This window comes from Planobispora rosea, assembly GCF_014648175.1.
In the GTDB taxonomy this organism is placed as follows: domain Bacteria; phylum Actinomycetota; class Actinomycetes; order Streptosporangiales; family Streptosporangiaceae; genus Planobispora; species Planobispora rosea.
Genome location: NZ_BMQP01000003.1, coordinates 77252 through 100863, shown reverse-complemented (window position 1 = coordinate 100863; position 23612 = coordinate 77252). Strand labels below are relative to the sequence as shown.

21 protein-coding genes are annotated in these 23612 nt (G+C 72.1%); 14 read left to right on the top strand and 7 right to left on the bottom strand.

Annotated elements, in window-relative coordinates; all coding sequences use genetic code 11:
- Window positions 1-86: 86 nt before the first annotated feature.
- The 6 genes from IEZ08_RS03825 to IEZ08_RS03800 all read left to right on the top strand — a co-directional run bounded on the left by IEZ08_RS03825 (window position 87) and on the right by IEZ08_RS03800 (window position 9769).
- Window positions 87-653: a YbhB/YbcL family Raf kinase inhibitor-like protein gene (locus IEZ08_RS03825; RefSeq protein ID WP_068925121.1), complete on the top strand. Its 567-nt coding sequence runs from the start codon at window positions 87-89 to the stop codon at window positions 651-653.
- 183 nt (window positions 654-836) lie between these two features.
- On the top strand, window positions 837-2375 hold the full coding sequence (locus IEZ08_RS03820; protein WP_189241684.1) for a hypothetical protein: 1539 nt from the start codon (window positions 837-839) through the stop codon (window positions 2373-2375).
- A 73-nt stretch (window positions 2376-2448) separates the two neighbouring features.
- Window positions 2449-4710: a SulP family inorganic anion transporter gene (locus tag IEZ08_RS03815; RefSeq protein WP_189241683.1), complete on the top strand. Its 2262-nt coding sequence runs from the start codon at window positions 2449-2451 to the stop codon at window positions 4708-4710.
- Between the two features lie 105 nt (window positions 4711-4815).
- Window positions 4816-5847, top strand: coding sequence for an NAD-dependent epimerase/dehydratase family protein (locus IEZ08_RS03810; RefSeq protein ID WP_189241682.1), 1032 nt, complete (start codon window positions 4816-4818; stop codon window positions 5845-5847).
- A 210-nt stretch (window positions 5848-6057) separates the two neighbouring features.
- Window positions 6058-7251 carry a methyltransferase, FxLD system gene (gene fxlM, locus IEZ08_RS03805; RefSeq protein WP_189241681.1) on the top strand — a complete coding sequence of 398 codons (1194 nt, stop codon included), beginning with the start codon at window positions 6058-6060 and terminating at the stop codon, window positions 7249-7251.
- 112 nt (window positions 7252-7363) lie between these two features.
- Window positions 7364-9769, top strand: a complete 2406-nt coding sequence (locus IEZ08_RS03800) for a putative bifunctional diguanylate cyclase/phosphodiesterase (protein WP_141704164.1) — start codon at window positions 7364-7366, stop codon at window positions 9767-9769.
- 64 nt (window positions 9770-9833) lie between these two features.
- Here IEZ08_RS03800 and IEZ08_RS03795 read toward each other — a convergent pair whose 3' ends face one another.
- Together IEZ08_RS03795 and IEZ08_RS03790 are read right to left on the bottom strand one after the other, a co-directional pair.
- Window positions 9834-10109, bottom strand: a complete 276-nt coding sequence (locus IEZ08_RS03795; RefSeq protein WP_229802913.1) for a putative quinol monooxygenase — start codon at window positions 10107-10109, stop codon at window positions 9834-9836.
- 156 nt (window positions 10110-10265) lie between these two features.
- Window positions 10266-11234: a lytic transglycosylase domain-containing protein gene (locus tag IEZ08_RS03790; protein WP_189241680.1), complete on the bottom strand. Its 969-nt coding sequence runs from the start codon at window positions 11232-11234 to the stop codon at window positions 10266-10268.
- Window positions 11235-11417: 183 nt separating this feature from the next.
- Between IEZ08_RS03790 and IEZ08_RS03785 the strand changes: the two genes are divergently transcribed.
- From IEZ08_RS03785 to IEZ08_RS03770, 4 genes are read left to right on the top strand one after another with little or no spacing between them, the layout of a single operon-like run.
- The gene (locus IEZ08_RS03785; protein WP_068925137.1) at window positions 11418-12524 is read left to right on the top strand and encodes a hypothetical protein; all 1107 of its coding nucleotides are present in this window, start codon (window positions 11418-11420) and stop codon (window positions 12522-12524) included.
- A 2-nt stretch (window positions 12525-12526) separates the two neighbouring features.
- Entirely contained in the window at window positions 12527-13726 is a 1200-nt protein-coding gene (locus IEZ08_RS03780) for a toxic anion resistance protein (RefSeq protein ID WP_229802898.1), read from the top strand.
- A complete protein-coding gene (locus tag IEZ08_RS03775; protein WP_229802897.1) occupies window positions 13723-15339 on the top strand; it encodes a substrate-binding domain-containing protein in 1617 nt (538 codons plus the stop codon). Before IEZ08_RS03780 ends, IEZ08_RS03775 begins: the two co-directional genes overlap by 4 nt.
- Window positions 15326-16000: a hypothetical protein gene (locus IEZ08_RS03770; RefSeq protein WP_189241679.1), complete on the top strand. Its 675-nt coding sequence runs from the start codon at window positions 15326-15328 to the stop codon at window positions 15998-16000. Before IEZ08_RS03775 ends, IEZ08_RS03770 begins: the two co-directional genes overlap by 14 nt.
- Before the next feature lie 114 nt (window positions 16001-16114).
- Here IEZ08_RS03770 and IEZ08_RS03765 read toward each other — a convergent pair whose 3' ends face one another.
- Entirely contained in the window at window positions 16115-16636 is a 522-nt protein-coding gene (locus tag IEZ08_RS03765) for a hemerythrin domain-containing protein (RefSeq protein WP_068925143.1), read from the bottom strand.
- A gap of 73 nt (window positions 16637-16709) precedes the next feature.
- A complete protein-coding gene (locus tag IEZ08_RS03760; protein ID WP_068925145.1) occupies window positions 16710-18134 on the bottom strand; it encodes an MFS transporter in 1425 nt (474 codons plus the stop codon).
- 136 nt (window positions 18135-18270) lie between these two features.
- Here IEZ08_RS03760 and IEZ08_RS03755 point away from each other — a divergent pair, with 136 nt between their 5' ends.
- Window positions 18271-18873, top strand: coding sequence for a MarR family winged helix-turn-helix transcriptional regulator (locus tag IEZ08_RS03755; protein ID WP_084780448.1), 603 nt, complete (start codon window positions 18271-18273; stop codon window positions 18871-18873).
- Window positions 18874-18965: 92 nt separating this feature from the next.
- Here IEZ08_RS03755 and IEZ08_RS03750 read toward each other — a convergent pair whose 3' ends face one another.
- Window positions 18966-19430: a winged helix-turn-helix transcriptional regulator gene (locus IEZ08_RS03750; protein ID WP_068925147.1), complete on the bottom strand. Its 465-nt coding sequence runs from the start codon at window positions 19428-19430 to the stop codon at window positions 18966-18968.
- A gap of 96 nt (window positions 19431-19526) precedes the next feature.
- Here IEZ08_RS03750 and IEZ08_RS03745 point away from each other — a divergent pair, with 96 nt between their 5' ends.
- Both IEZ08_RS03745 and IEZ08_RS03740 read left to right on the top strand, forming a co-directional pair.
- Complete coding sequence (locus tag IEZ08_RS03745) at window positions 19527-20180, top strand: DUF899 domain-containing protein (protein WP_068925148.1); 654 nt, start codon at window positions 19527-19529, stop codon at window positions 20178-20180.
- Between the two features lie 472 nt (window positions 20181-20652).
- The gene (locus IEZ08_RS03740; RefSeq protein WP_189241678.1) at window positions 20653-21543 is read left to right on the top strand and encodes an NAD(P)-dependent oxidoreductase; all 891 of its coding nucleotides are present in this window, start codon (window positions 20653-20655) and stop codon (window positions 21541-21543) included.
- 44 nt (window positions 21544-21587) lie between these two features.
- On the opposite strand, the gene IEZ08_RS03735 is transcribed toward IEZ08_RS03740, so the two are convergent.
- Both IEZ08_RS03735 and IEZ08_RS03730 read right to left on the bottom strand, forming a co-directional pair.
- On the bottom strand, window positions 21588-22460 hold the full coding sequence (locus tag IEZ08_RS03735; RefSeq protein ID WP_229802896.1) for an AraC family transcriptional regulator: 873 nt from the start codon (window positions 22458-22460) through the stop codon (window positions 21588-21590).
- 162 nt (window positions 22461-22622) lie between these two features.
- Entirely contained in the window at window positions 22623-22985 is a 363-nt protein-coding gene (locus IEZ08_RS03730; protein ID WP_189241677.1) for a VOC family protein, read from the bottom strand.
- 97 nt (window positions 22986-23082) lie between these two features.
- Between IEZ08_RS03730 and IEZ08_RS03725 the strand changes: the two genes are divergently transcribed.
- Window positions 23083-23454 (top strand): VOC family protein, encoded by a 372-nt coding sequence (locus IEZ08_RS03725; RefSeq protein ID WP_068925152.1) that lies wholly within the window; start codon window positions 23083-23085, stop codon window positions 23452-23454.
- Window positions 23455-23612 lie beyond the last annotated feature (158 nt).

Here is a 23612-nt window from a genome sequence, read left to right as displayed (position 1 = left end):
TTCTGTCGGATTCGTCGCCATTGTCATGCCATGAAACCCCGAGATCCGGTCAGCGCACCTCTCAGATCCGCGTAGCATCATCGGGCATGGGGCTGTCGAACACGTCTGCGCGCCTGCGGCGCACCGCCAGCGCGGTGACCGCCGCGGCGTTCGTCGTCGTCTCCTCCGGTTGCGGGATGGTGGGCAGCGCCGCCTCGGCCGAGCGGCTCCAGCTGGAACCGCTCAGCGTCACCAGCCCCACGCTGCAGGACGGTGGTCCCCTGCCGTCCGACTACTCCTGTAACGGCTCGATGGGCAACCCGCCGCTGCGCTGGTCCCGCGTGCCGGACAACACCGAGTCCGTCGCGATCGTGGTCGACAACAACAACTCCACTACCGGCGCCGAGGTGCACTGGGTCGTGTTCGACATCGACCCGCGCACCGGCGAGGTGGCCGAGAACACGGTGCCCGTGGACGCCGTGGAAGGCCGAACGACCAACGGCAAAGTGGGCTATACGCCTCCGTGCCGCCGCCAGGAGAACTATCGTTTCACTGTCTACGCGCTCAAGGAGAAGGTCGACCTCGGTAAGGGTGCCCCCCTCTCCGAGACTCTCAAGAGCATCGCGGACAAGACGATCGCCTGGGGACGGCTCACCACGACGGACATCGAGTAACCGGGCAGACACCGGAGGTAGTAATGGTTGCCAATTCTTCACGTTCAGTGTGACAACGCCCATAGTGGTCCGACACAATCAGATCCAATGTCCGAGCGCAGGTGATCACAGGGGGCAGGTCGCGTCGATGGCCGCGCGACCTCACCGGCGCCGCTGGGAGGCCATGGCCTTGAAGGTGGTGCAATGATCCCGGTCATAGTGAGCCTGGTGGCCGTCGTGCTCCTCGTGATCGTCGTCGTGGCGATGGGGATGCGTTCGATGAGCCGCAGGGAGAGTGCGCTTCCCCCGGAGCGGTTGCGGGAGATGGCCGAGAAGGAGGCGTCGACCCCGACGCGGTCCACTGACGAGTTCGCCGCCAGGGAACCCAAGCTGGACCACTACACTCCCGACCTCTCGCCGTTCGACGAGCCCAAACCCCGCCCGCCGCGCAAGCGCAACGAGTTCGGCGAGCCGGACGACTACGACGACGACTACTGGACGCGTCTCCAGGCCGACGAGGGCGGTTTCGGAGGGCCCTTGTCGCGGAGCTCGGCGAATGCGGGTTCCGGTCGTCCCGCCGGCCAGGACGGCCCCTCCGCGGTCGACGCCGACGCGGTGACCGTCCAGGCCCCGCTGCCGTCCCGGCCCCAGCCGCCCCGATCGCGGCCCTCGGTTCCCGCACCCGCGCAGCCGTCCGTGCCCGCGCCCGCCGCGAACTCCGCGGGCTCCATGGACTCGCTCCCCTCGGGCCTTGCCGACCTGGTCGGACCTGTTCAGCCGAACCCCGCCCCCTCGGCGGCCGCGCTGGCCGAGCAGAAGACGGTCACCTTCGCCGCGCCCACTCCCGGCGCCTTCGGCGAGAGCCGTACCCCGCGGTCCCGCCGCGGCAGCCGCGCCTCCGGCACGAACACCCCGGGCTCCGCGAGTCCCGCGGGCACGGGCGGCCCGTCACGGCCCGACCCGCTGAACGGCCCCCTGAAGGACCCGCTGAACGACCCGCTGAACGGCTCCTACGCGCGGGACACCACCACCTCCAGCGGCTCGACGCCCGCGCTCGACCCGCTCAGCGCCCCGACCGCTCCCGTGACCCCGCGGAGCTCACGGAGCTCGGCCGCCGACGGCCCCGCGCTGCCGCCGATGGGTCCCACGACCAGCGGCGGTTTTCCCGCCGCGGCCCCCGCGTCGGGCCCGGACCCGCTCTCGACGCCGTACGCCTCCCCCGAGCCGTCCACGCCCGTCTCGGACAACCCCTGGGCACGGGCCACCGCCCCGGACTCCGGCGGCTGGGCGGCCGTGAACACGGCCGACATCCTGGACGACCCCGCACCGTCCTACAACTCGTACCAGACGCCCGTCTACAGCGCCCCGCCCGCCGGGTCCTACGAGGTGAGCTCCGGCTGGGCGACCATCGAGGACGACGTGCTCACCGGGCCGAGCCCGGCGGTCTCGACCTCGACCAGCCCCTCCCGCGCCGTCTCCCCGTACGACCGCCCGGCCGACGGCGCCGGGTCCGCCGGCGGCTACGGCTACGAGGGCGGTTCGTACGTCTCGCCCGCGACTCCGTCCGCCCCCGCCGCCTGGCCCGAGCCCGCTCCCACCACCGCCGGGAACACGAGCTGGCCGAGCTACGGCGACCTGTACGGAACGGGTCCCGGAGCCGCCCCCGAGGGGCATGACCGCCAGAGTCCCCGGGGCAGCCGCCACCGCAACCCTGAGCCGGACTATCCCGACTATTACCGCTGATTTCCCCGGTCCTCTGTAAAGGCCGCCGGTGACCCCTTAAGAAAACGGGGTCACCGGCATAAGGTTTCTCTTCATGGGGACGGACACGAAGAGTAGTATTTCAATCACGCGGAGTGACATAACCTCCGTGCTCCGCCATGACCTGCCCGCCTCCCTCGTGGTGTTCCTGGTGGCGGTGCCCCTCTCGCTGGGGATCGCCGCCGCCTCGGGAGCGCCCCTCGTGGCCGGGCTCGTCGCCGCGGTGGTGGGCGGCGTCGTCGCGGGCTTCCTGGGAGGCTCGGTCGTCCAGGTCAGCGGCCCGGCGGCGGGACTCGCGCTGGTGGTCGCCGATCTCGTCATGAGGTACGGCTGGCGGGCCACCTGCATGATCACTTTGCTCGCGGGCGCCCTCCAGCTGGTGCTGGGGGTGTTCCGGATCGCCCGGGCCGCGCTCGCGGTCTCCCCCGCCGTGGTGCACGGCATGCTCGCCGGCGTCGGCGTGGTGATCGCCCTCTCCCAGCTGCACGTGGTCCTCGGCGGCAGCCCGCAGAGCTCGGCGATCGCGAACCTGACCGAGCTGCCGCGGCAGATCACCGAGAATCACAACGACGCGGTCCTCGCCGGGCTGCTGACCATCCTGGTCCTGGTCGTCTGGGCCCGGCTGCCCCGGCGGCCGCGGGCCGTCCCCGCCCCGCTGGCGGCCCTGGCCGTCACCGCGGTGACCTCGCTCGCCCTCGGCTGGGACGTCACGCGGGTCGACCTGTCGGCGAGCCTGGACGGCTGGTCCTCCCCGGTCTGGCCGCGGGGCGACTGGCACGGGATCGTCGCGGCGGTGGTGCTGGTCGCCCTGCTCGCCGGGGTGGAGTCGCTGCTCTGCGCGGTGGCCGTGGACCGGCTGCACGGCGGCAGGCGGGCCGACCTCGACCGGGAGCTCACCGCTCAGGGCGCGGCCAACATGGTGACCGGCGCGCTGGGCGGCCTGCCGGTGGCCGGGGTCATCATGCGCAGCACCACCAACGCCCGGGCGGGTGCGCGCAGCCGCTGGTCGACGATCCTGCACGGCCTCTGGATCCTGCTGTTCTGCCTCGGCCTGGGGTGGACGATCACTTTCATCCCGATGGAGGCGCTGGCCGCCCTGCTGGTCTTCATCGGCGTCCAGATGGTCGACATCGGGCACATCCGGAACCTGCGCGGTCACGGCGAGGTGCCGGTCTACGCCGTGACGATGGCGGGCGTGGTGCTGCTCGGCCTCGCCGAGGGCGTGCTGTTCGGCCTCGGCCTGGCCGCGCTGCTCGCGCTGCGCCGCCTCACCTCGGTGACCGTGGACAGCCGGGAGGACTCCCAGGGCCACTGGCATGTGATGATCGGCGGCTCGCTGACCTTCCTCGGGGTGCCGAAGATCACCGCGGAGCTCCGTACCATCCCCGCCGGGGCCGAGGTGGAGCTGGACCTGAACATCGACTTCATGGACAACGCGGCCTTCGAGGCCGTCCACGCCTGGCGGCAGGACCACGAGCGCGGCGGCGGCACCGTCACCGTCGACGAGATCCACGACGAGTGGTACGCCATGGCCGCCAGCGGCGGCCGGGTGTTCCCGGCCAAGACGCCGCCCCGGGCTCCGGACCGCTGGTGGCTGCCGTGGTCCCACCGGCGGCGCCGGCTCCGGGCCGCCGCAGGTGTCCCGGCCCCGGCCCGCAACACCCCCGAGGGCATCGCCACACCCGAGGCTCTCGCCGTACCCGAGCTCCTGGCGGGGGCCGGGGAGTTCCACCTGCGCACGGCGCCGCTGATCCGGCCGGTGCTGCACGGCATGGCCCGGGCGCAGAAGCCCTCGCACCTCTTCATCACCTGCGCGGACTCCCGGATCGTGCCGAATCTCATCACCTCCAGCGGCCCCGGTGACCTGTTCACCGTCCGCAACATCGGCAACCTCGTCCCGCGCCGGGGGGCGTCCGCCCCGGACGACTCGGTCGCCGCCGCGATCGAGTACGCCACGGCCGAGCTCGGCGTGCGGACCATCACGGTCTGCGGGCACTCCGGCTGCGGCGCCATGGTCGCCCTGCTCAGCGGCGGGGAGACGACGGGTGAGCTGCCCGCGCTCGACCGCTGGCTCCGCCACGGCCACCACAGCCTGGCGCGTTTCATCGCCACCGAGAGCGACGGCGCCGACGGCGGCCCGCTCGACCGGCTCTGCCGGATCAACGTGATCCAGCAGCTGGAGAACCTCCGGACCCACCCCGGGGTGGATCACCTGGTGCGCGCCGGGCGCCTGGACCTGGTGGGCCTCTACTTCGACATCGGGGCCGCCCGCGTCCACGTCCTCGACCAGCCGCCGGCCCAGGTCGCTCCGCTCTGACCGCCGGTGCCGTGCGCCCCGGGCACTCCGCTCTGGGCGTACGGCTTGCGCCGGAGGTGAAACCGTATGGCCCCCGCCCTCGCGGGCCACCAAGAATGGGGCGCCATGAGAACCCTTGTTATCGGCGGCTCGGTCTTCCTCGGCCGGGCGATCGTCGAGGAGGCGCTGCGGCGCGGGCACGAGGTCACGACGTTCAACCGGGGTTTGAGCGGACAGGACCTGCCCGGAGTCGAGGCCGTCAGGGGGGACCGCGAGTCCCCCGAGGACCTGGCGCGGCTCGCCGGGGGACGCGAGTGGGACGCCGTCGTCGACGTCTGCGGGTTCGTCCCGCGGGTGGTCGGCGAATCGGTCCGCGCGCTCAACGGCAGGGCCGCCACCTACACGTTCATCTCCAGCATCTCGGCCTGCTCGGGCTGGCCGGGCTCGGGTCCGACGGACGAGAGCACCCCCCGCTTCGACTGCGCCCCCGACGCCGGGCCCGAGGACGGTGACTACGGCGTGCTCAAGGCGGGCTGTGAGCGCGCGGTGGAGCAGGGCTTCGACGGCAACGCCCTGATCATCGAACCGGGCCTCATCCTGGGCCCGCACGAGAACGTCGGCCGCCTGCCCTGGTGGCTGACCCGGATCGCCCGGGGCGGGAAGGTGCTCGCGCCCGGCGATCCCGAGATCGCGATGCAGCTGATCGACGCCCGCGATATCGCCGCCTTCACCCTGTCCCAGGCGGAGGCGGGGACGGCCGACCGGTTCTTCGTCAGCGGGGTCGAGGGCAACGCCACCTACCGGAGCTTCCTGGAGGAGTGCCGGACCGCGACGGGGTCGGACGCCGAGTTCGTCTGGGTGGAGGACCGGTTCCTGCTCGACCGTGACGTCCAGCCCTGGACCGAGCTGCCGCTCTGGGCCCCCCGGGACCCCGGGTTCGCCGGGGTGTGGCTGCCGTCCTCCGCCAGGGCCCGGGCCGCCGGCCTGACGTGCCGCCCGGTGGCGGAGACCGTCCGCGACACCTGGGCCTGGCTCCGCGGCATCCCGGTGGAGGAACGGTCCTTCGGGACCGCCCGGATGAGTCACGGGATCGACCCCGGCAAGGAGGCCGGGATCCTGTCCGAGTGGGCGGAGAAGGGTCCCCGGGCATCGGCGTGAGCGTGGATTTCTGCACAGACGCCCGCGCCCGCCGCGCTTAGGTTACGGGTGTCCGGCCTCGTCCCCCGAATGCCGGACGGCGGTCCATGCTCCCAGGGTCGCGGGTGGGGGGCGGCTCGATCCGCCCCCCACCGTCCCGGTGTTCCGTGATCCCGGATTCCGGAGGAGACTGGAGGGCGCTGCCCGACGCTTCCGGACGGAAGGCCGAGGATGACCGACCTGGGCGCGCTGCGCGAGAGCATGGTCGAGCACGTACGCGCGCGCGGGATCAGCGACGCCGTGGCCGAGGCCCTGCGGGCGGTGCCCCGGCATCTCTTCCTGCCGGAGACCGCGCCCGAGGACGCCTACCGCGACGAGGCGATCGTGACCAAGCGCGACGCGGACGGCCTGCCGATCAGCTCCTCGTCCCAGCCGACGATCATGGCGCTGATGCTGGACCAGCTCGGCCTCGAGCCCGGCCAGCGGGTTCTGGAGATCGGGGCCGGGACCGGTTACAACGCGGCGCTGCTGGCCTGCCTCACCGGGCCCGGCGGCGAGGTCGTCAGCGTCGACATCGACCCCGACGTCGTCGGCCACGCCCGGCGGCGGCTGGACGCGGCCGGATTCCCCGGGGTTCGCGTGGTGTGCGCCGACGGGGCGGAGGGCTTTCCCGGGCGCGCGCCGTACGACCGGGTGATCGCCACCGTCGGGGTGTGGGACCTCGCCCCGGCCTGGCTGGAGCAGCTCGGGCCGGCCGGACGCCTCGTCGTCCCGCTGGATCTGAGGGGGGTTCAGCGCTCGGTGGCGATGGAGCGGGCCGGCGGCCACTGGGTCAGCCGCTCGGTGGTGCCCTGCGGATTCATGCGGATGCGGGGTCCCTTCGCCGGGCCCGAGATGACCCGTGTCCTGGACCGCGGCTCCGACCTGACGATCTCCCTTCCCGAGGAGCGGGAGATCGGTGACGTCCTGGCCGCGCTCGACGGCCCCTCCTCGATGCTCCCCACCGGGACCAGGGCCGACCGGGCGGAGCTCCTCGACGGGTTCGGCCTCTGGCTCGCGGTGCGCGAGCCCCGCTGGTGCGCGCTGTACGAGACCTGCCCGGGACGGTTGCCGTCCACCCCCATGGACCTGCCGGGCTTCACCGTGACCGTGGGGATCGTCGACCGGGGCGGACTCTGCGTGCTGGAGCACGGCCGGTCCGGCGACGCGCTGGCCGTGCACGCCTACGGCTCCGAAGGCCCGGGGCTCGCCGCCGGCCTGGCCGCCCACCTGCACGACTGGGAGGCGGCGGGCCGTCCCGCCTCCGAGGGCCTGCGCGTCGAGGCCCATCCCGCCGGGCCCGGCCCCGTCCCCCCCGGCGCGCCGGTCCTCGACAAGCGCCACACCCGGCTCGTCCTTCGCTGGCCGGGACTCTTTCCACGGTGACAACCGTCCGGAAACCGTCGGAGTCGGACACCTAAAGACGGACGGCTCGGAGCCGATGCTGAGGAGTACAGAAGCATCCGAGCCGAGCAGACGGTGGATCGAGAAAAAGAAGATGAGCCAGACCTCTCCCGGAGCAGTGCGCGCCGCCGGATCCCGCCTCGTGCGGGGGCCGTACGGCTGGCTGGCCTACCTCGTCGTCGGCGGTCTGCTCACCCTCGCGGCCCCGCTGCTCGCCCCGGTCTTCCCCGGCCCCGGCGTCGCGATCCTGGCGCTCCTGCAGCTGGCGTCGGTGACGGCCATCATCGTCGGCGTCCGCCGCCACGGACTGTCCGGCCAGTGGCACTGGCGGCTGATCGCCGCGGCGGCCGTGGTCTCCTACGTGGAGGGCGTGCTGTTGGAGGGCCTGGGCTGGTTCTGGCTGCAGATCCCCGCCTTCCTCGTGCTGTCCCAGATCGGCACCCCGATCGCGTACGGCCTGGCGCTGGCCGGGCTGGTCCTGCTGGGCCTGCGGACCGGCGGCGCACGCTGGGCGGGGCTGCTGGACGGCGGCATCATCACCATCGGCGTCGGAATGCCCCTGTGGACCTTCCTCATCGACCCGGCGATGGATCGGGCCGAGACCCTGACCTCGGGGGTCTTCCTGGCGACGGCCGTCCTCTGCGTCGACCTCCTCATGCTCGGCGTGCTCGTACGGATGGTCTTCGACGGCGGGCGGGCACCCTGGCTGACGCTCATCACCGCGTCCTTCGCCGTCCTGCTCGTGGGGGACGGCGCCCACCTGCTCGACCAGGCGGCCGGGCGGGACGCCGGCGTGCCGGCCATGACCGCCTGGCTGGGCTGGGCCCTGCTGACCGGGTGCGCCGCGCTCCACCCCAGCCTGGCGAACACCGCGCAGATCCGCCCTCCCGCCATCACCAGCCGGGCGCGGGTCACCACGTTCCTCGCCGTCACGCTGCTCAGCCCGCTGGTCTCCTGCCTGGTCCCGCTGATCTTCGGCACCGACGAGGTCGTGTCGCTCCGGGACTACGTGGCGATCATCCTGATGACCGTGCTGCTGGCGGTCCTGCTCGTGCTCCGGCTCACGATCGTCGCCCGCGTGGCCGAGGCCCGCGCCGTCGCCATGGACACCCAGGCCGAGCAGCTCATCGCCCAGACCGCCAAGCTGACCGTCGCCCTGCACAAGCAGGAGCAGCTCCAGCGCCAGCTGACGCATCGCGCCTCCCGCGACCCGCTGACCGGGCTGGCCAACCGCACGGTGTTCAACGAGGCCCTGCAGGAGGCGCTGACCCGCCCCGAGACCCCGCCCGCCCTGCTCCTGCTCGACCTCGACGGGTTCAAGGACGTCAACGACACCTTCGGCCACTCCGTCGGCGACGAGCTCCTCGCCCAGGTCGGCCGCCGCCTGCGGGGCATCATCACCGCGGGGAACACCCTGGCCCGGCTGGGCGGCGACGAGTTCGCCATCGTGATGCCCGGAGCCGCCACCGCGACCGCGACCGCCGTCGCGCAGCGGATCCGGAACTCCCTGCAGGTTCCCTACCAGGTCGGCGGGCGCGAGCTCCACCTCACCACCAGCATCGGCGTCCTGGCCGGCACCCCGGTCAGCAACGCCTCCGAGGCGCTCCGTGACGCGGACATGGCCCTGTACGCCGCCAAGAACGCGGGCAAGAACCAGGTCACCGTCTTCGACCCGGACATGCGCGCCGCCCGCCTGGAGCACAGCCGGCTGACCACCGGGCTCCGCCACGCCATCTCCCGGCAGGAGCTCACCCTCAACTACCAGCCCGTCGTCGATCTGAACACCGGCGGCATCACCGCCGTGGAGGCCCTGCTGCGCTGGAACCCCACCGGGGACAAGCCGGTCCGGCCGGACGTGTTCATCCCCATCGCCGAGGAGACCGGGCTCATCATCCCGATCGGGCTGTGGGTGCTGGAGCAGGCGTGCGCCGACGCGCGCCGCTGGTACGAGCAGTACGGCGTCTACGTCACCGTCAACGTCTCCGGCCGTCAGCTGCGCGACGAGAGCTTCAGCGAGGCCGTGCTGGCCGTCCTGCGCCGTCACGAGCTGCCCGAGCAGGCACTGGTCCTGGAGATCACGGAGAGCATGCTGCTGGCCACCACCTCGGCCGAGACCCAGCGTCTCATCTCCGTTCTGGCGAAGCTGCGCGAGCACGGGGTGCGCATCGCCCTGGACGACTTCGGCACCGGCTACTCGTCCCTGGCCTACCTGCGGACCCTGCCGGTCGACATCCTCAAGATCGACCGTTCGTTCACCACCGCGCTCACCGACGTCGACCACCGCCAGCGGACCCGGGCCTTCACCAAGGCGATCGTGGAGCTCTCGGCCAGCCTGGACCTGCGCACCGTCGTCGAGGGCGTGGAGTCGGACGACCAGGCCAGCATGCTCCAGCAGATGGGCTGCCCGCTGGCGCAGGGCTACCTGTTCTCCCCGCCCACCCCCGCCGCCCGGATCGACGATTTCCTCCGGATCGCCCCCTGGCAGGAAGCGGCCGCGTAGGAGGCTGGGACCGTACCCGGTCGCGGCACTCCGTGAGGCCCCGCCGGCTGCGACCGGCGGGGCCTCACGGTGCTTCGACGGAGGAGATGCGGTATTTCTCCACCCGTGCCGCGTGGATCTCGGTCAGCCGGTCGGGCTCCGTCCCCGCGCCCCGGAACCGCTGGAGGTGGATGTCGGACTCCCACCGTTCGTACACGTTGATCCGGCCCGGTTCGATCGGGTCGGCCGAGAGCGTGAAGTCGAGGCAGCCGGAGGCGGCCCGTGCCCGCCGGATGACGGTCAGGCATCCGTCCAGATATCCCTGCCGGACCTCCGGATCCACGTACAGCTTCCCGGACACGATGATCAAAGCGACTCCCACGGGCACCTGACGGCGGTTCCGGAACTCTACGCCCCGGACGGCGCGGGCGGAGAATCGGAGAATCGGCGCCGGATCCGGGAGGGGCACCGGGTCTCCGGGCGGCGCCGGGGTCGGGAATCACACCGGAGCACGCGGTCAGGGACCGGTCAGGCGGCGCTCTCCCCGGGTGGTGACCACGAACACCTGCCAGTTGTAGTAGGCGTAGTAGTTCCTGATGTCCTGCTTGATCTGGCGCGCGTGCAGCAGCACCGCGTTGACGTACGCCCAGGAGTGGTTGTAGGCGTACAGCGCCCGCCGGTAGTTGCGCGGCGCCCCCGAGGCGTGCAGGTAGTTGGCGGCGGCGAGGATGGCGTCGCGGGTGTCGTGGACGTCGCCGCCCATGCCGTACGCGTCCCAGGTCCGCGGCATGAACTGCATCGGCCCCTTGGCGCCCGTGTGGCTGGGTGAGCGCACGCGGCCGAACTTGGTCTCGACGAACATCACCGCCGCCAGCACCTCCCACTCGACGCCGAACCGGCGCTCGGCCCGCCGGAAGTGGCCGATCAGGGCGTCGGCGGGCTCGGGCTGCTCGACGCGGAACTTCGCGGGCTTGCTGACGGGGTGGACGAGGGAGAGCAGGTCCCGGATGGCCGTCACGTTGGCCCTCGCCGCCCCGGCCAGGGCCTTCGGCAGCGCGGCGTAGGTGCGGGAGGCGACCTTGGGGTTGCGGGCCAGGTAGCGGTAGACGCGCTGCTGGTACAGGGCCAGCAGGACCACCGGCTCGGGAGCCTGTCCGGTGGCGGGGTCCCCGGTGCGCCTCCAGTCGTCGATGGCGCGCCGCAGGTGCGCGGTGGTGCCGGTCAGGGCGCGGGCCAGCCGCGCCGGGTCCTTGGGGATCGCCGCGCCGGGGGTGGGCGGGGCGGGCGCCTGGACCGCGGGCCTGCCCGCCGCCGGCGTGGCCGACGGCTGCGGCGCCGCCTGTGTCGCCGCCTGTGTCGCCGCCTGTGTCACGGCCCGGCCGGGAGCGGCCGGTGAGGCGGCGCCCTGCGCGACGGTGCAGCCGGAGATCGCCATGGCCAGGCCGACGAGCGACGCGGTTACGGCCTTCGCGTGCTGATCCTTCATCGGACCAACGTACCGGAGCCCATGACCGACCGGACGATCCGCAACGCGTCCCCGCGATGCTCGCCATGACAGAAAAATGAACAGCCACTGAATTCTCCGATATATCCAGATACAGCGCACACCATCCTTTTCTCGGCCTCACATAATTCCCGATAAAGGGGTTATTTCAGGAAAAGGAGTGTGATGAGACGATCGATCGGCATCGCCCTGGCACTGCTGCTCGGTGCCGCGGTCGTGGTGGCGGTCGTGCTCGGCAACGGGGCCGGTGACCCCGCAATCGTGCGGGGCGTGATCGGTTCGGAGAAGAAGCCGTTCTTCGACGATCCCCGGGTGCGCGCCGCCTTCGAAAAGCACGGCCTGCGCGTCGAGGCGGACACCGCCGGCTCCCGGCAGATCGCCACCGAGGTGAACCTCGACGACTACGCCTTCGCCTTCCCCTCCAGCCTCCCCGCGGCGGAGAAGATCAGGAAGGACCGCGGGGTCACCCGGCTCTTCTCCCCGTTCCACTCCCCCATGGCCGTGGCCACCTTCGAGCCGATCGCCGACGTACTGGCCCGGGCCGGGCTGGTGCGCGACTCCGGCCGCGGCTACCAGGTGCTGGACATCGCCGGGTACCTGGACCTGGCGGCCAAGGGCACCCGCTGGGACGAACTGCCCGGCAACACCTCCTACCCGGCGCGCAAGCGGGTGCTGCTGACCACCACCGACGTCAGGACCTCCAACTCCGCCGCCATGTACCTGGCGATGACCAGTTACGTGGCCAACGGCGAGGACGTGGTCACCACCGCCGCACAGGTGCCGGAGGTGGCCGGCAGGATCGCACCGGTCTTCCTCGACCAGGGCTATTCGCAGTCCTCGACCGAGGCCCCCTTCGAGGACTACCTGGTGATGGGCTCCGGCAAGACGCCGATGGTGGTCGTCTACGAGGCCCAGTACCTGTCGCGCCTGTTCGCCGGCGACGGCTCGATCACTCCCGAGATGCGCCTGCTCTACCCCTCGCCCACGGTGCTCAGCAAGCACACGCTGGTGCCCTTCACCGAGCAGGCGAACGAGGTCGGGCGGCTGCTGACCGAGGATCCCGAGCTGCGCGGCCTCGCCGCCCAGTACGGCTTCCGCACCGCCGACCCCGAGGCGTTCACGGACCTGGCCGCCCGGCACCGGGCGCCGATCGCCCGCGACCTGGTGGACGTGGTCGAACCGCCCGCCTACGACCGCATGGAGCAGCTGATCACCGCCATCGAACGACTCTACGCCGACGGTGCCGTACCGCAGGCCGAAGGAGGATCCTGACCGTGGCCCACGACACGGCCGGAAACACGACCCCGGACCTGACGCCGGCCCCGCCCGCTCTGACGCTCACCCCGCCGGCCCCGGTGACCGCCGTACCCGCCGAGCGCGCCGCGACCATGCTGCCGCTGCCCGACGGCCGCGCGGACGAGCTGGCCTCCAGGGCGCGGGACTTCGCCGCGGAGCTGGCCGGGTTGGACCCCCGGGTGCCGGAGTTCACCCGGAGGGTCAACGACATCTCCTCGATGGGCGACCCGGAGATCCGTGCCGCCTCCCAGGTGGCCAACCGCATGCTCAAGCGCCCCGTCGCCGCCCTGGCCTCGGCCAGGGGCGAGGCGGCCGACGCCCAGGGCCGGGTGGCCGGGCAGCTGGTGGCGCTGCGCCGTACGGTGGTGGACCTCGACCCGAAGCAGGCCGGCGGCGGGACGCGCAAGCTGCTCGGGCTGATCCCGTTCGGCGACCGGCTCCGCGACTACTTCGCCAGGTACCAGAGCGCGCAGAAGCACATCGACGCCATCATCAGGGCGCTGAAGTCCGGCCAGGACGAGCTGCTGAAGGACAACGCGGCGATCGAGGGCGAGAAGGCGAACCTGTGGGAGGCGATGACCCGACTGCAGGAGTACGCAGTGATGGCCGCCGCGCTCGACGCCGCGATCGAGGACCACCTGCTCCACCTGGAGACGACCGACCCGGACAGGGCGACCGCACTGCGCTCCGACGCGCTGTTCACCGTACGGCAGAAGCACCAGGACATCCTCACCCAGCTGGCCGTCTCCGCCCAGAGTTACCTGGCGCTGGACCTGGTGCGCAAGAACAACATGGAGCTCAGCAAGGGCGTGGACCGGGCGACCACCACGACGGTCGCCGCACTGCGCACCGCGGTCACGGTGGCGCAGGCGCTGGCCGGCCAGAAGCTGGTGCTCGACCAGATCAGCGCGCTCAACGCCACGACGAGCGACCTGATCCTGGCCACCAGCGAGATGTTGCGCACCCAGGCGGGCGCCGTCCAGAACCAGGCGGCCTCGACCTCGGTGGACATGGACGCCCTGCGCAGGGCCTTCGACAACGTCTACGCCACCATGGACATGATCGACTCCTTCCGCGCCCGGGCCGTGGAGAACATGGCCGTCACCGTCCAGAGCCTCAGCGGCGAACTGGAGCACGCCAGGACCTACCTCGACCGGGCGGCGGAGGCGGACCGGTGACCGCCCCGCCGCGGAGAATCACCCTCGGGGCGGCCCGGCGACCGGTGACCGCCGGTCGGCCGCGACCGGTACGGCGCCCGCTCCTGGGACCGGTGCTGGCCCTGGCGCTGGTGCTCGGCCTGGCCGGGTGCGGGCCCGACGACATCGGGGATGATCCGGACACCCTGCGGATCCTGGCCGGGAGCGAGGTCAAGGACCTCGAACCGATGCTGGCCCGCTCCGGGGTCAAGGTGAAGATCTCCTACACCGGCACCCTGGACGGGGCCGAGCAGGTGGCCGGCGGCGGCGCCGACGGAAAGTACGACGCCGTCTGGTTCTCCTCCAACCGCTACCTGTCGCTGATCGACGGGGCGTCCGCCCGGCTGTCCACCCAGACCAAGATCATGGCCTCTCCCGTGCTGCTCGGCCTGAACGCCGCCAAGGCCCGGGAGCTCGGCTGGCAGGACGGGAAGGCGACCTGGGAGCAGATCGCCACCGCCGCCCGGGAGGGGAGGTTCACCTTCGGCATGGCGAACCCGGCCTCCTCCAACTCGGGCTTCTCCGCGCTGGTCGGTGTGGCCGCCGCGCTGTCGGACGCCGGGGAGGCCCTGGACGCCGCGCAGGTGTCGGCGGTCACGCCGGAGCTGAAGGAGTTCTTCTCCGCCCAGCGGCTGACCGCGGGGTCGTCGGGCTGGCTGGCCGACGCCTACACCCGGCAGGGCGGGGTGGACGGCATCGTGAACTACGAGTCGGTGCTGCTGGGCATGAAGGGCCTGACGCTCGTCTACCCGGGCGACGGCGTGGTCACCGCCGACTACCCGCTGACCCTGCTGGCCTCCGCCCCGCCGGAGAAGCGGGAGCTGTACGGAAAGCTGACCGCCTGGCTGCGCACGCCGGACACGCAGCGGGAGATCATGACCACCACCCACCGGCGGCCCGCCGTGCCCGAGGTCCGGCCGGGACCGGAGTTCGGCCCGGCGCCGCTGCTGGAGCTGCCCTTCCCCAACCGCAGGGCCGCCGCCGACCGGCTGATCACCGCCTACCTCGACGAGGCGCGCGTGCCCGCGCACGCCCTGTTCGTCCTGGACACCTCCGGTTCGATGCAGGGCGAGCGTATCGAGGCGCTGCGCGAGGCCCTGGTCATGCTGACCGGCGCCGACCGCTCGGCCTCCGGGACGTTCTCCCGGTTCCGCAGCCGCGAGACCGTGACCATGATCCCGTTCAGCGGCGGCGTCGGGACGTCCCGCACCTTCAAGCTGCCCGAGGGCGATCCCGGACCGGTGCTGGAGGAGATCAAGGGGTACGCCGAGGGCCTCGGCGCCGACGGCGGGACCGCGATCTACGACGGGCTGCGGGCCGCCTACAGCGAGAGCCTCCGGGCCGATCCGAAGCACTACACCTCGGTCGTTCTCATGACCGACGGCGAGAACACCGACGGCGCCTCGTTCGAGGACTTCCGGCGCCTCTACGAGATGCTGCCCGCGGGCATCCGCCCCCGGACCTTCGTCGTGCTGTTCGGGGAGAGCGACGTGGAGGAGATGAACAAGGTCGCCGAACTGACCGGGGGCGCCGTCTTCGACGCCCGGGACAGCTCGCTGGCCGCGGCGTTCAAGGAGATCCGTGGCTACCAGTGACGGGCCGGGCCGCCGCCGCCGTCGGCCCCCGGTCCAGTCCGGGGAGGCGGGGCCGGTGCTCCGCTATCTCGGCTCGACCAGGAACATCGCCGGCTGCGCGCTGGCCCTGGCCGGTCTCCTGGCCCACTTCCTCGGGCTGGCGGGCACGCTCTGGCCGGTGGTCGTGGCGGGGCTGTACGGCGTGGGCGCGCTGCTGGCCCCGCCGGACCGGGTCCGGCTGGCCGTGGCGCACGCCGGGGTCGAGACCGGCCCGCTCCGGGCGGACCTCGGCGCGCTGCTGCGCCGGGTGCGGGACTCCCGGCGCTTCCCCGACGACGTGGTGGCGCGGGTGGGCGCCCTGGCCGAGGTCGTCGAGGGAGTCCTGGAGCGGGCGGAGGTGCTGGCCGCCTCCCCCGACCACCTGCACGTCGTCTCCCAGACGATCCGCGACTACCTGCCGGTCAGCCTGGAGGCCTACGCCAACCTCCCCCGCGCCTACGCGCTCACCCGGCGCGGGGACCGCGAGCGCAGCGCCCACGAGGAGCTCCTGGCCCAGCTCGACCTGCTGGACGCCGGGATGCGGGAGGTCGCCCAGGCCGTCCACCGGGGGGACGAGCAGGCCCTGACCGACCAGGGACGCTTCCTGCGGGACCGCTTCGGCCGCTCGGCCCTGGACCTGTGACCCTCCGGCCCCGGTCCGGCCCCGGTCCGGCCCCGGTCCCGGCCCGGGTCTCGGTCCCGGTGGCCCTCGGCCTCCGGCGCCCCTCGGAAGTGACCGGAGCAGATCCTCGGCTGCCTAGCTCCCGTCCTCGTCGTCGATCAGCAGGAAACCGGGCCGGTTCTCCCGCCACTCGGGCACGTCCATCGAGTTGAGCACGGAGATCAGCTTCTTCTCCTCGTAGATGAAGTGCGTCTGCATGATCGCCGACAACGCGTCCAGTTCCTCACGCACCCTGGAGGCCGCGGCCGGATCCGGTTCCTCCGGGAGGGAGTCGAGCAGTTTCTGCAGGTTCCCCAGCAACCAGTCCAGCTGGTTGTGGTCCGTACGCAGGTCGGAGAGCACCTTGCGCAGCTCGGGGAACTCCTCGGCGATCGCGGGGAACGCGCCCCTGTCCTCGCCGGTGTGGTGGCGCGTCAACGCCGTGCAGAAGGAAAGACAGTGGGCGCGCAGATCCCGGGGCGGAAGCCCTTTGCCGGCGAAGTAGTCGTCGACGTTGTCCCGGAGGTCGTCCAGCATCTCGCGGAGCCAGATGTGCACTTCGAGCAGCTGCGTGCCCAGGGCGGTGAGGCGGCTGCCCGCCTCGGAGCGTGAGTTCATGCTCTCCTTTCGGATGGGTTGCTCCGTCCAGTGTCCCCGAAGGATCACGTTTCTCCGCCCGCGTCGCCGACGGTCAGCCACCCCGTCGCCGCGGCAGCAGCGGGCTGACCGCCGCGATGGCCAGGCCGAGCCCCGCCGCCAGGAGGAACACCAGGTCGTAGCCGGCGGCGAGGGCGGCCGGGGAACTCTCGTCGGCCTCCATCGCGGCTCTGGCGCCGGCGGCCGACGCGAGCACCGCCAGGCCCACCGACCCGCCCACCTGGTTGGCGGTACTGGCCAGGCCGCCGACGGTCCCCGCGTCGCCCTCGGGGACGTCGGCGGTCGCCGCGGCCATGAGGGTGGGGAAGGTCAGCCCGATGCCGGCCGCGACGAGCAGGGTGGGCCCGAGCATGCCGGTGACGTAGCCGCTGCCGGCGTGGGCCTGGGAGAGCCAGCCGAAGCCGGCCACGAAGCAGCCGGAACCGGCCAGCACGAGGGAGCGCGCACCGGCCCGGGGCAGCAGGGCTGCCGCCAGCCGTGCGACCACCACGAACGCCACCGCCGCGGGTGTCTGCCCGAGCCCGGTCTGGAAGGCGTCATAGCCGAGCACGTTCTGCAGGAACAGCGACGTGAAGTACCACATCGCCATGGCGGCCCCTCCGAACAGCAGCAGCATGCCGTTGCCGACGGCCACCCCCCGGATTCCGAAGAGCCGCGGCGGCATCATCGGATGGGTGGCGAAACGCGCCTCCACCACGGTGAAGGCGACGAGCAGGAGCAGCCCCGCCGCGACCGGCCCGGCGACCGGCACGGACGTCCAGCCGTGATCGGCGCTCTGCATGACCCCGTAGATCAGCGCGGCCAGCCCCGCCGTCCCCGTGACCGCCCCGGCGAGGTCGAGCCGTTCTCGCCGGCCGGTTCGCGTGGCGGCCAGCGACGTCATGGCCACAGCGATCAGCACCGCTCCGATCGGGACGTTGATGAGGAAGACCCACCGCCACGACAGACCGGTCGTGATGGCACCGCCCACGACCGCACCCGCCATTCCGCCCACGCCGCCCGCGGCGGACCACGCGCCGAACGCCCGGGCGCGCGCGTGCTTCTCGGTGAACCACGTGTTGATCACGGCCAGCGTCGCCGGGGCCAGCATGGCGGCTCCCATGCCCTGCGCGAGGCGGGCCGCCACCAGGACCTCCGGAACGCTCGCCAGGCCGGCGGCCAGGCTTGAGGCGGAGAACGCCGACAACCCGGCGACCAGCATCCGGCGCCGGCCGAACAGGTCGGCGGCGCGTCCGCCCAGCAACATGAAGCCGGCGAAAGTGAGCAGGTAGCCGTTGACCACCCAGGGCAGGCCGGTGGACGTGAAGCCCAGGTCCCGGTGGATCGCGGGAAGGGCGACGTTGATGATGGACGCGTCCAGGATCACCATGAACTGGCAGGCGCACGTCAGCACCATGATCATCCATGCGGGGCCGGTGCGCGGCGTGACCTGCCGAGCCGCGGTGCCGGTGCTCGTCATGACTTCCTCACCCGCCCGTCGCAGGAGAGGACTCCAGCCTTCGCGGTCATGCCGCCTCCCTCGGGATAGAATTAGTTATGCGAATAACGTTATGCGCATAATGTTATTCGCGTAACTAATCTGTCAAGGAGAGCCCGTGGACTTCGAACACGCCGATGCCCTCAACCAGGCCATCCGCCTGCTGAGCCTGCGCCACCGGGCCAGGGCCGCCTCGCTGCTGGCCCCACTCGGCCTGCACCCCGGACAGGAGGTGCTCCTCCTCGAACTCGCCCGGAGCGGCCCGATGATCCAGGCCCAGCTCAGCGAGGCGCTCGGCTGCGAGCCGCCCAGCGTCACCCTCATGACCCGCAAACTCGAAGCCACCGGCCACATCAGCCGCAGACCCGCCCCCTCCGACAAGCGCGCCAGCGTCGTCGAACTCACCGACAGCGGCAGAGCCCTGGCCGGCCGGGTCAGGCAGCTGTGGTGCGCCCTGGCGGAGGAGACCGTGGCCGGCCTGCCCGCCGAGACGGCGGCCGCTCTGCCCGGCATCCTCAACGCCCTGACCGACAACGTGGACACCAGACGCCCCCGCCACGCCCACGGCCGCCGGAACATCCCGGCCACGGAAACCCGACGGGACGGCCCCGCCGGTCGGGGCGCGGGACCGTCCGTCGACGGCGCCACCGGTCGGGGCGCGGGGCCGTCCGACGACGGCGCCGAGAACGACGGCGCCGAGAACGACGGCGCCGAGAACTAGGCCCGCGCCGAAACCGGGCCTTCACGCGGGCCGGAGACGCCGGATCCTCACGGTGGTCGCGGGCGGACGCGGGGCGTCTCGCCGGCCTGCAGCTATCCGGCGCCGCCTTCGGCTCCGGGCCCGGGCAGCACGTCGACGTCCGTCGCGCGCATCGGCTGCCCGCAGACCGAGCAGCTCAGCTCCACATGAGCGATCCGGCCGCAGGCATGGTGCCGGTACAGCACGGGCGGCCCCGGCTCCCCGGCGGTCCACCGATCGCCCCAGCGCACCATCACCAGCAGCAGGTCGCACAACTCCTGCCCCTTCTCGGTGAGGACGTACTCATGGCGCAGGGGACGCCGGGAGTACTCCCGGCGCTCCAGCACGCCGTTGTCGACCAGCCACTTCAGTCGCTCACTGAGCACCTTGCTGGAGATTCCCAGGTCACGCTGGAGATCGTCGAAGCGCCCGATGCCGACGTAGACGTCCCGCAGGATCAGCGGGGACCACGGCTCGCCGATGACGTCCAGGGTGCGGGCGATGGAGCAGACCATGTCGCCGAACCGGGTGCGCTGCATGCGGTCAAGCCTAGCCGACAAGCTTCCCTTAAGAAATCCAGTCGGGTAGGGTTCGACAAGTAACTTCCCTTAAGAAAGCATCGGAAGGAGCGCCTGATGACCCGGCCCCCGATCGTCTCGGAGCAGGAGTGGCGCAGCGCCCGGGACGCGCTGCTGGTCAAGGAGAAGCAGCTCACCCGCGCGCAGGACGCACTGGCCGCCGAACGCCGCCGGCTGCCGATGGTCCGCGTGGACCGGAGCTACCGGTTCGACGGCCCGGACGGCGCGAGAAGCCTGCCGGACCTCTTCGACGGGCGCGGCCAGCTCATCGTGTACTCCTTCATGTGGCACGGAGCCCGCGACTTCTGCCCCGGCTGCTCGATGTTCACCGACAACATCGGCCACCTGGCGCACCTGCACGCCCGCGACGTCTCCATGGCGCTGGTCTCCACCGGACCGCTGGCCGAGATCATGCCGTACCGGCGGCGCATGGGCTGGACCATCCCCTGGTACTCCGCGCCGGACGGCGATTTCAGCCGGGACATGGGGGCGGGCGACGGCTTCGCGCTGAACGTCTTCCTCCGCGACGGCGAGGACGTCTACCGCACCTACGTCACCGGCGGACGGGGCGTCGAACGGCTCGGCAGCAGCTGGACCTTCCTCGACCTGGCCCCGTACGGGCGGCAGGAGACGTGGGAGGACTCACCCGGAGGCTGGCCGCAGAGCCGGCCCTACCGCTGGTGGCGGCTGCACGACGAATACGACTCCTGAACCCGGTCCGCGATCCATCCGAACGGGAACAGCTCCATCCGAAGGGAACACTCGCCATATCCTTCGGCACCCGTCGCCGAACTCCTGTTCGGCGAGGCCGACGCGACACCGATCAGCACCGACCCGGCCACCGTACGGCCCTGGGCCCAGGCACGGGCGTGCCTGCGGGAGGCGCCGAAAGCGTGGCTGTCGACGGTGCGGCCCGACGGACGCCCCCGCGCCGCGCCGCTGATGCCGGTCTGGGCCGACGGATTCGCGCCTACGGCTACGGTCCCGACGGCCTGACCGCCACCCGCTGGCGCTTCTGACCCCTCCGGCTCCGGGCCGGAGGACTCTCCCCGGCCCCGGCCCCGGCCCCGGCCCCGGTCCCGGTCGCGGGAGCGCCCGCACAATCGTTCAAGACCGGTAGCGCCGCCCGCCGCTACAACGGTTGTGCCGCCGTCCCACCGAGGGGCGCGGCGGAGGTGGACGGATGGACGTGGGTTTCCTCGGCCTCGGCCTCATGGGCCGGCCCATGGCGCTCAACCTGGCCCGCGCGGGCACGCCCCTCGTCGTCTGGAACCGCTCCCCGGACCGGTGTGACGCCCCGCGCGCGGCCGGTGCGAAAGTGGCGGCGAGCCCCGCCGAGGTGTTCGAGCGGGCCCGCGTGGTGATGCTGATGCTGGCGGACGAGGCCGCGACCGACGCCGTACTGGAACGCGGGACTCCCCGGTTCGCGGAGAAGGTCGCCGGGCACGTCGTCGTCCACATGGGCACGACCGCACCCGAGTACTCCGCGGAGTTGGAGACGGCCGTCCGCGACGCCGGGGGCGCCTATGTCGAGGCACCGGTCTCGGGATCGCGCGGGCCCGCCGAGGCCGGGCAGCTGGTGGCGATGCTCGCCGGGGAGCCGGAGGCCGTGGCGGAGGTCCGCCCGCTGCTCCGCCCGATGTGCCACGAGACGGTCGTGTGCGGCGCCGTCCCCTCGGCGTCGCTGACGAAGCTCGCGGTCAACCTGTTCCTGATCACGATGGTGAGCGGTCTCGCCGAAGCCGTGCACTTCGCGAACCGGCACGACCTCGATCCGGAGGTGTTCCTGCACGTCCTCGACTCTGGGCCGATGGCCAGCGCCGTCTCCCGCACGAAAACCGCCAAGCTGCTCGGACGCGATTTCAGTCCCCAGGCGGCGATCGCCGACGTGCTGAAGAACAACCGGCTGATCGCGCAGGCCGCCCGCCGCTCGGGGACGGCCTCACCGCTGCTGGACGTCTGCCTGGCCCTGTTCGGTGAGACGCTGGCGCTGGGGCACGCCGAGTCGGACATGGCGGCCGTCATCCACGCCATCGAGGCCAGGACGTCCCCGCCTCCGCGGCAGGGCCCCTGACCGTACCGCTTCGTACGGTTGACTGCCCGTACGGCACGTGCCCGTCACGGTCCGGCGAGCGCCGCGGTCCACGCCGCCGGGGTGAGCCCGTACGTCCGTTTGAACATCCTGGTCATGTGGCTCTGGTCGGCGAAGCCCGCCTCCAGCGCGGCCTGGAGCGGCGGCGTGCCGCCCCTCAGCAGCCGGCGCACCCGGTCCAGCTGCCGCATCGTGCGGAACCGGGTCGGGCTGGTGCCGAACGCGGCGCGGAACTGGCGGGCGAGCGCCCAGCGGTCCAGCCCCGCGACCTTCTCGAGCTCCTCGACGGGATGCCTGGTCACCGGGTCGTCCACGATCAGCTCGCGCACGCGTGACAGCGCTTCCAGCGCCAGCGTGGACCGCCTCCCCGGGCGGGTGGCGGAGTGCCGTTCCAGCATGTCCGCCACCAGCAGCGCCACGTCGATCTGCTCGAAGTCGTCGAGCGGCTCGTCGATGTCCCGCAGGCACGCCGCCAGCGGCGAGCGCGTATCGCTCCGCCGTACGACCGGATCGGCGACGAACGGCAGCGGCCGCCCGCCCAGCGCCTGCTGCACGAGAAACGGATCGACGTAGAGGATCCGGTAGCCGAAGCCCTCGTCGGTGCCCGGCTTGCCGTCGTGCACCTCGTCGGGATGCAGGACGTGCCAGTCACCGGGAAGACAGTGCCGCCACTCGCCCCGATAGCGGAACGTCTGCACGCCCGCCAGGGTCATCCCGATCGCGTAGGTGTCATGCCGGTGCGGCGCGAACCCCTCCCCGACCAGCGACGCCTCAAGGCGTTCGATCCCGGCCGCCCCGGAGCCGAACCGCAGCCGCTGCCCGCCCGCCCCTCCGGCCAGGTGGCGCCGGAGCCCGTCGAGGCCGCCCGTCTCACCGCTGTCGCCATCCCACCGTCCCACTCCCCCAGGCTAGCCTCCGGCCCCGCGACGCCCGGGTTCCACGCACGCGCCGGGGTTCCACGCAGGCGCCGGGGTTCCACGCACGTGCCGGGAGAACACCGAGGACCGTCCCGGCGGCTCCGGCATCGGCCCGGGGCGCGGACCGCGCCGGAGGTCCGGGCGTCACCGGTCGCACACCAGCACCGTGTTCCCGTCAGGGTCGCGCGTGGTGAAGAAGAGACAGACGTCCGGCGCGCCCGTGATCTCCCCCACCTCGCAACCGTGGCTTTCCAGCAGGAGACGGGCCTTCGCAAGGTCGTCCACGACGAGATTGCACGTCGCCCACGGGAGCCCGGCACTCACCGGGATGCCGCTGGCGGGCCCGAGCAGCGTCAGGCGGGCCCCGTGATCCGCCTGCGGCGAGAGCACGGCGCTCCACCCGTCCACGGACATGATCCGGAAGCCGAACATGTCGCCGTACCAACGCGCGGACTCCTCGATGTCCGTGACCGGGACGAACGCGGTGCCGATCCGTACGCTGACCATGTCCGGCACCGTATTCGATCCCCCCGACTTTTTCTCCCGGCCGTCCGTTGCGGCAGAGTGGTGATGGTCCGGTACCGGCCAGGGGAAAGGGGCCGACGTGGCGTCTCGCGTCCGGTGGATCGACTTCGACTGCGAAAACCCGTACGAACTCGCCGGTTTCTGGTCGGCGGCTCTGGGACACCCGCAGCACGAGGACGACCGGCCCGATGACGACGAATGCGAAGTCGTCGTCCCCCCCGAGGTCGGTTACTCGATGCTCTTCCAACGGGTGTCCGGGAAGAAATCCGCGAAGAACCGGATCCACCTTGACCTCGTCCCCACGGACCGCAGCCGGGAGGAGGAAGTGGAGCGCCTGCTGAAGCTGGGGGCGACCATGCTTGAGGACCACCGCAGGGAGGACGGCACCGGGTGGGTGGTACTCGCCGACCCCGAAGGCAACGAATTCTGCGTCGAACGCCGCAGGGACTGAAACCACCTCGGACGAGCCGGACTGGAGGGCGGGGCCCGATCCGGCATCGTCCCGGCCTGGAGGGCGGGGTCCGATCCGGCATCGTCCCGGCCTGGAGCGGCCGGCTCCTCGGCGACCCGTTCCCGGCGTGTGCTCGCGTGCACCCCATCCGACCTGCG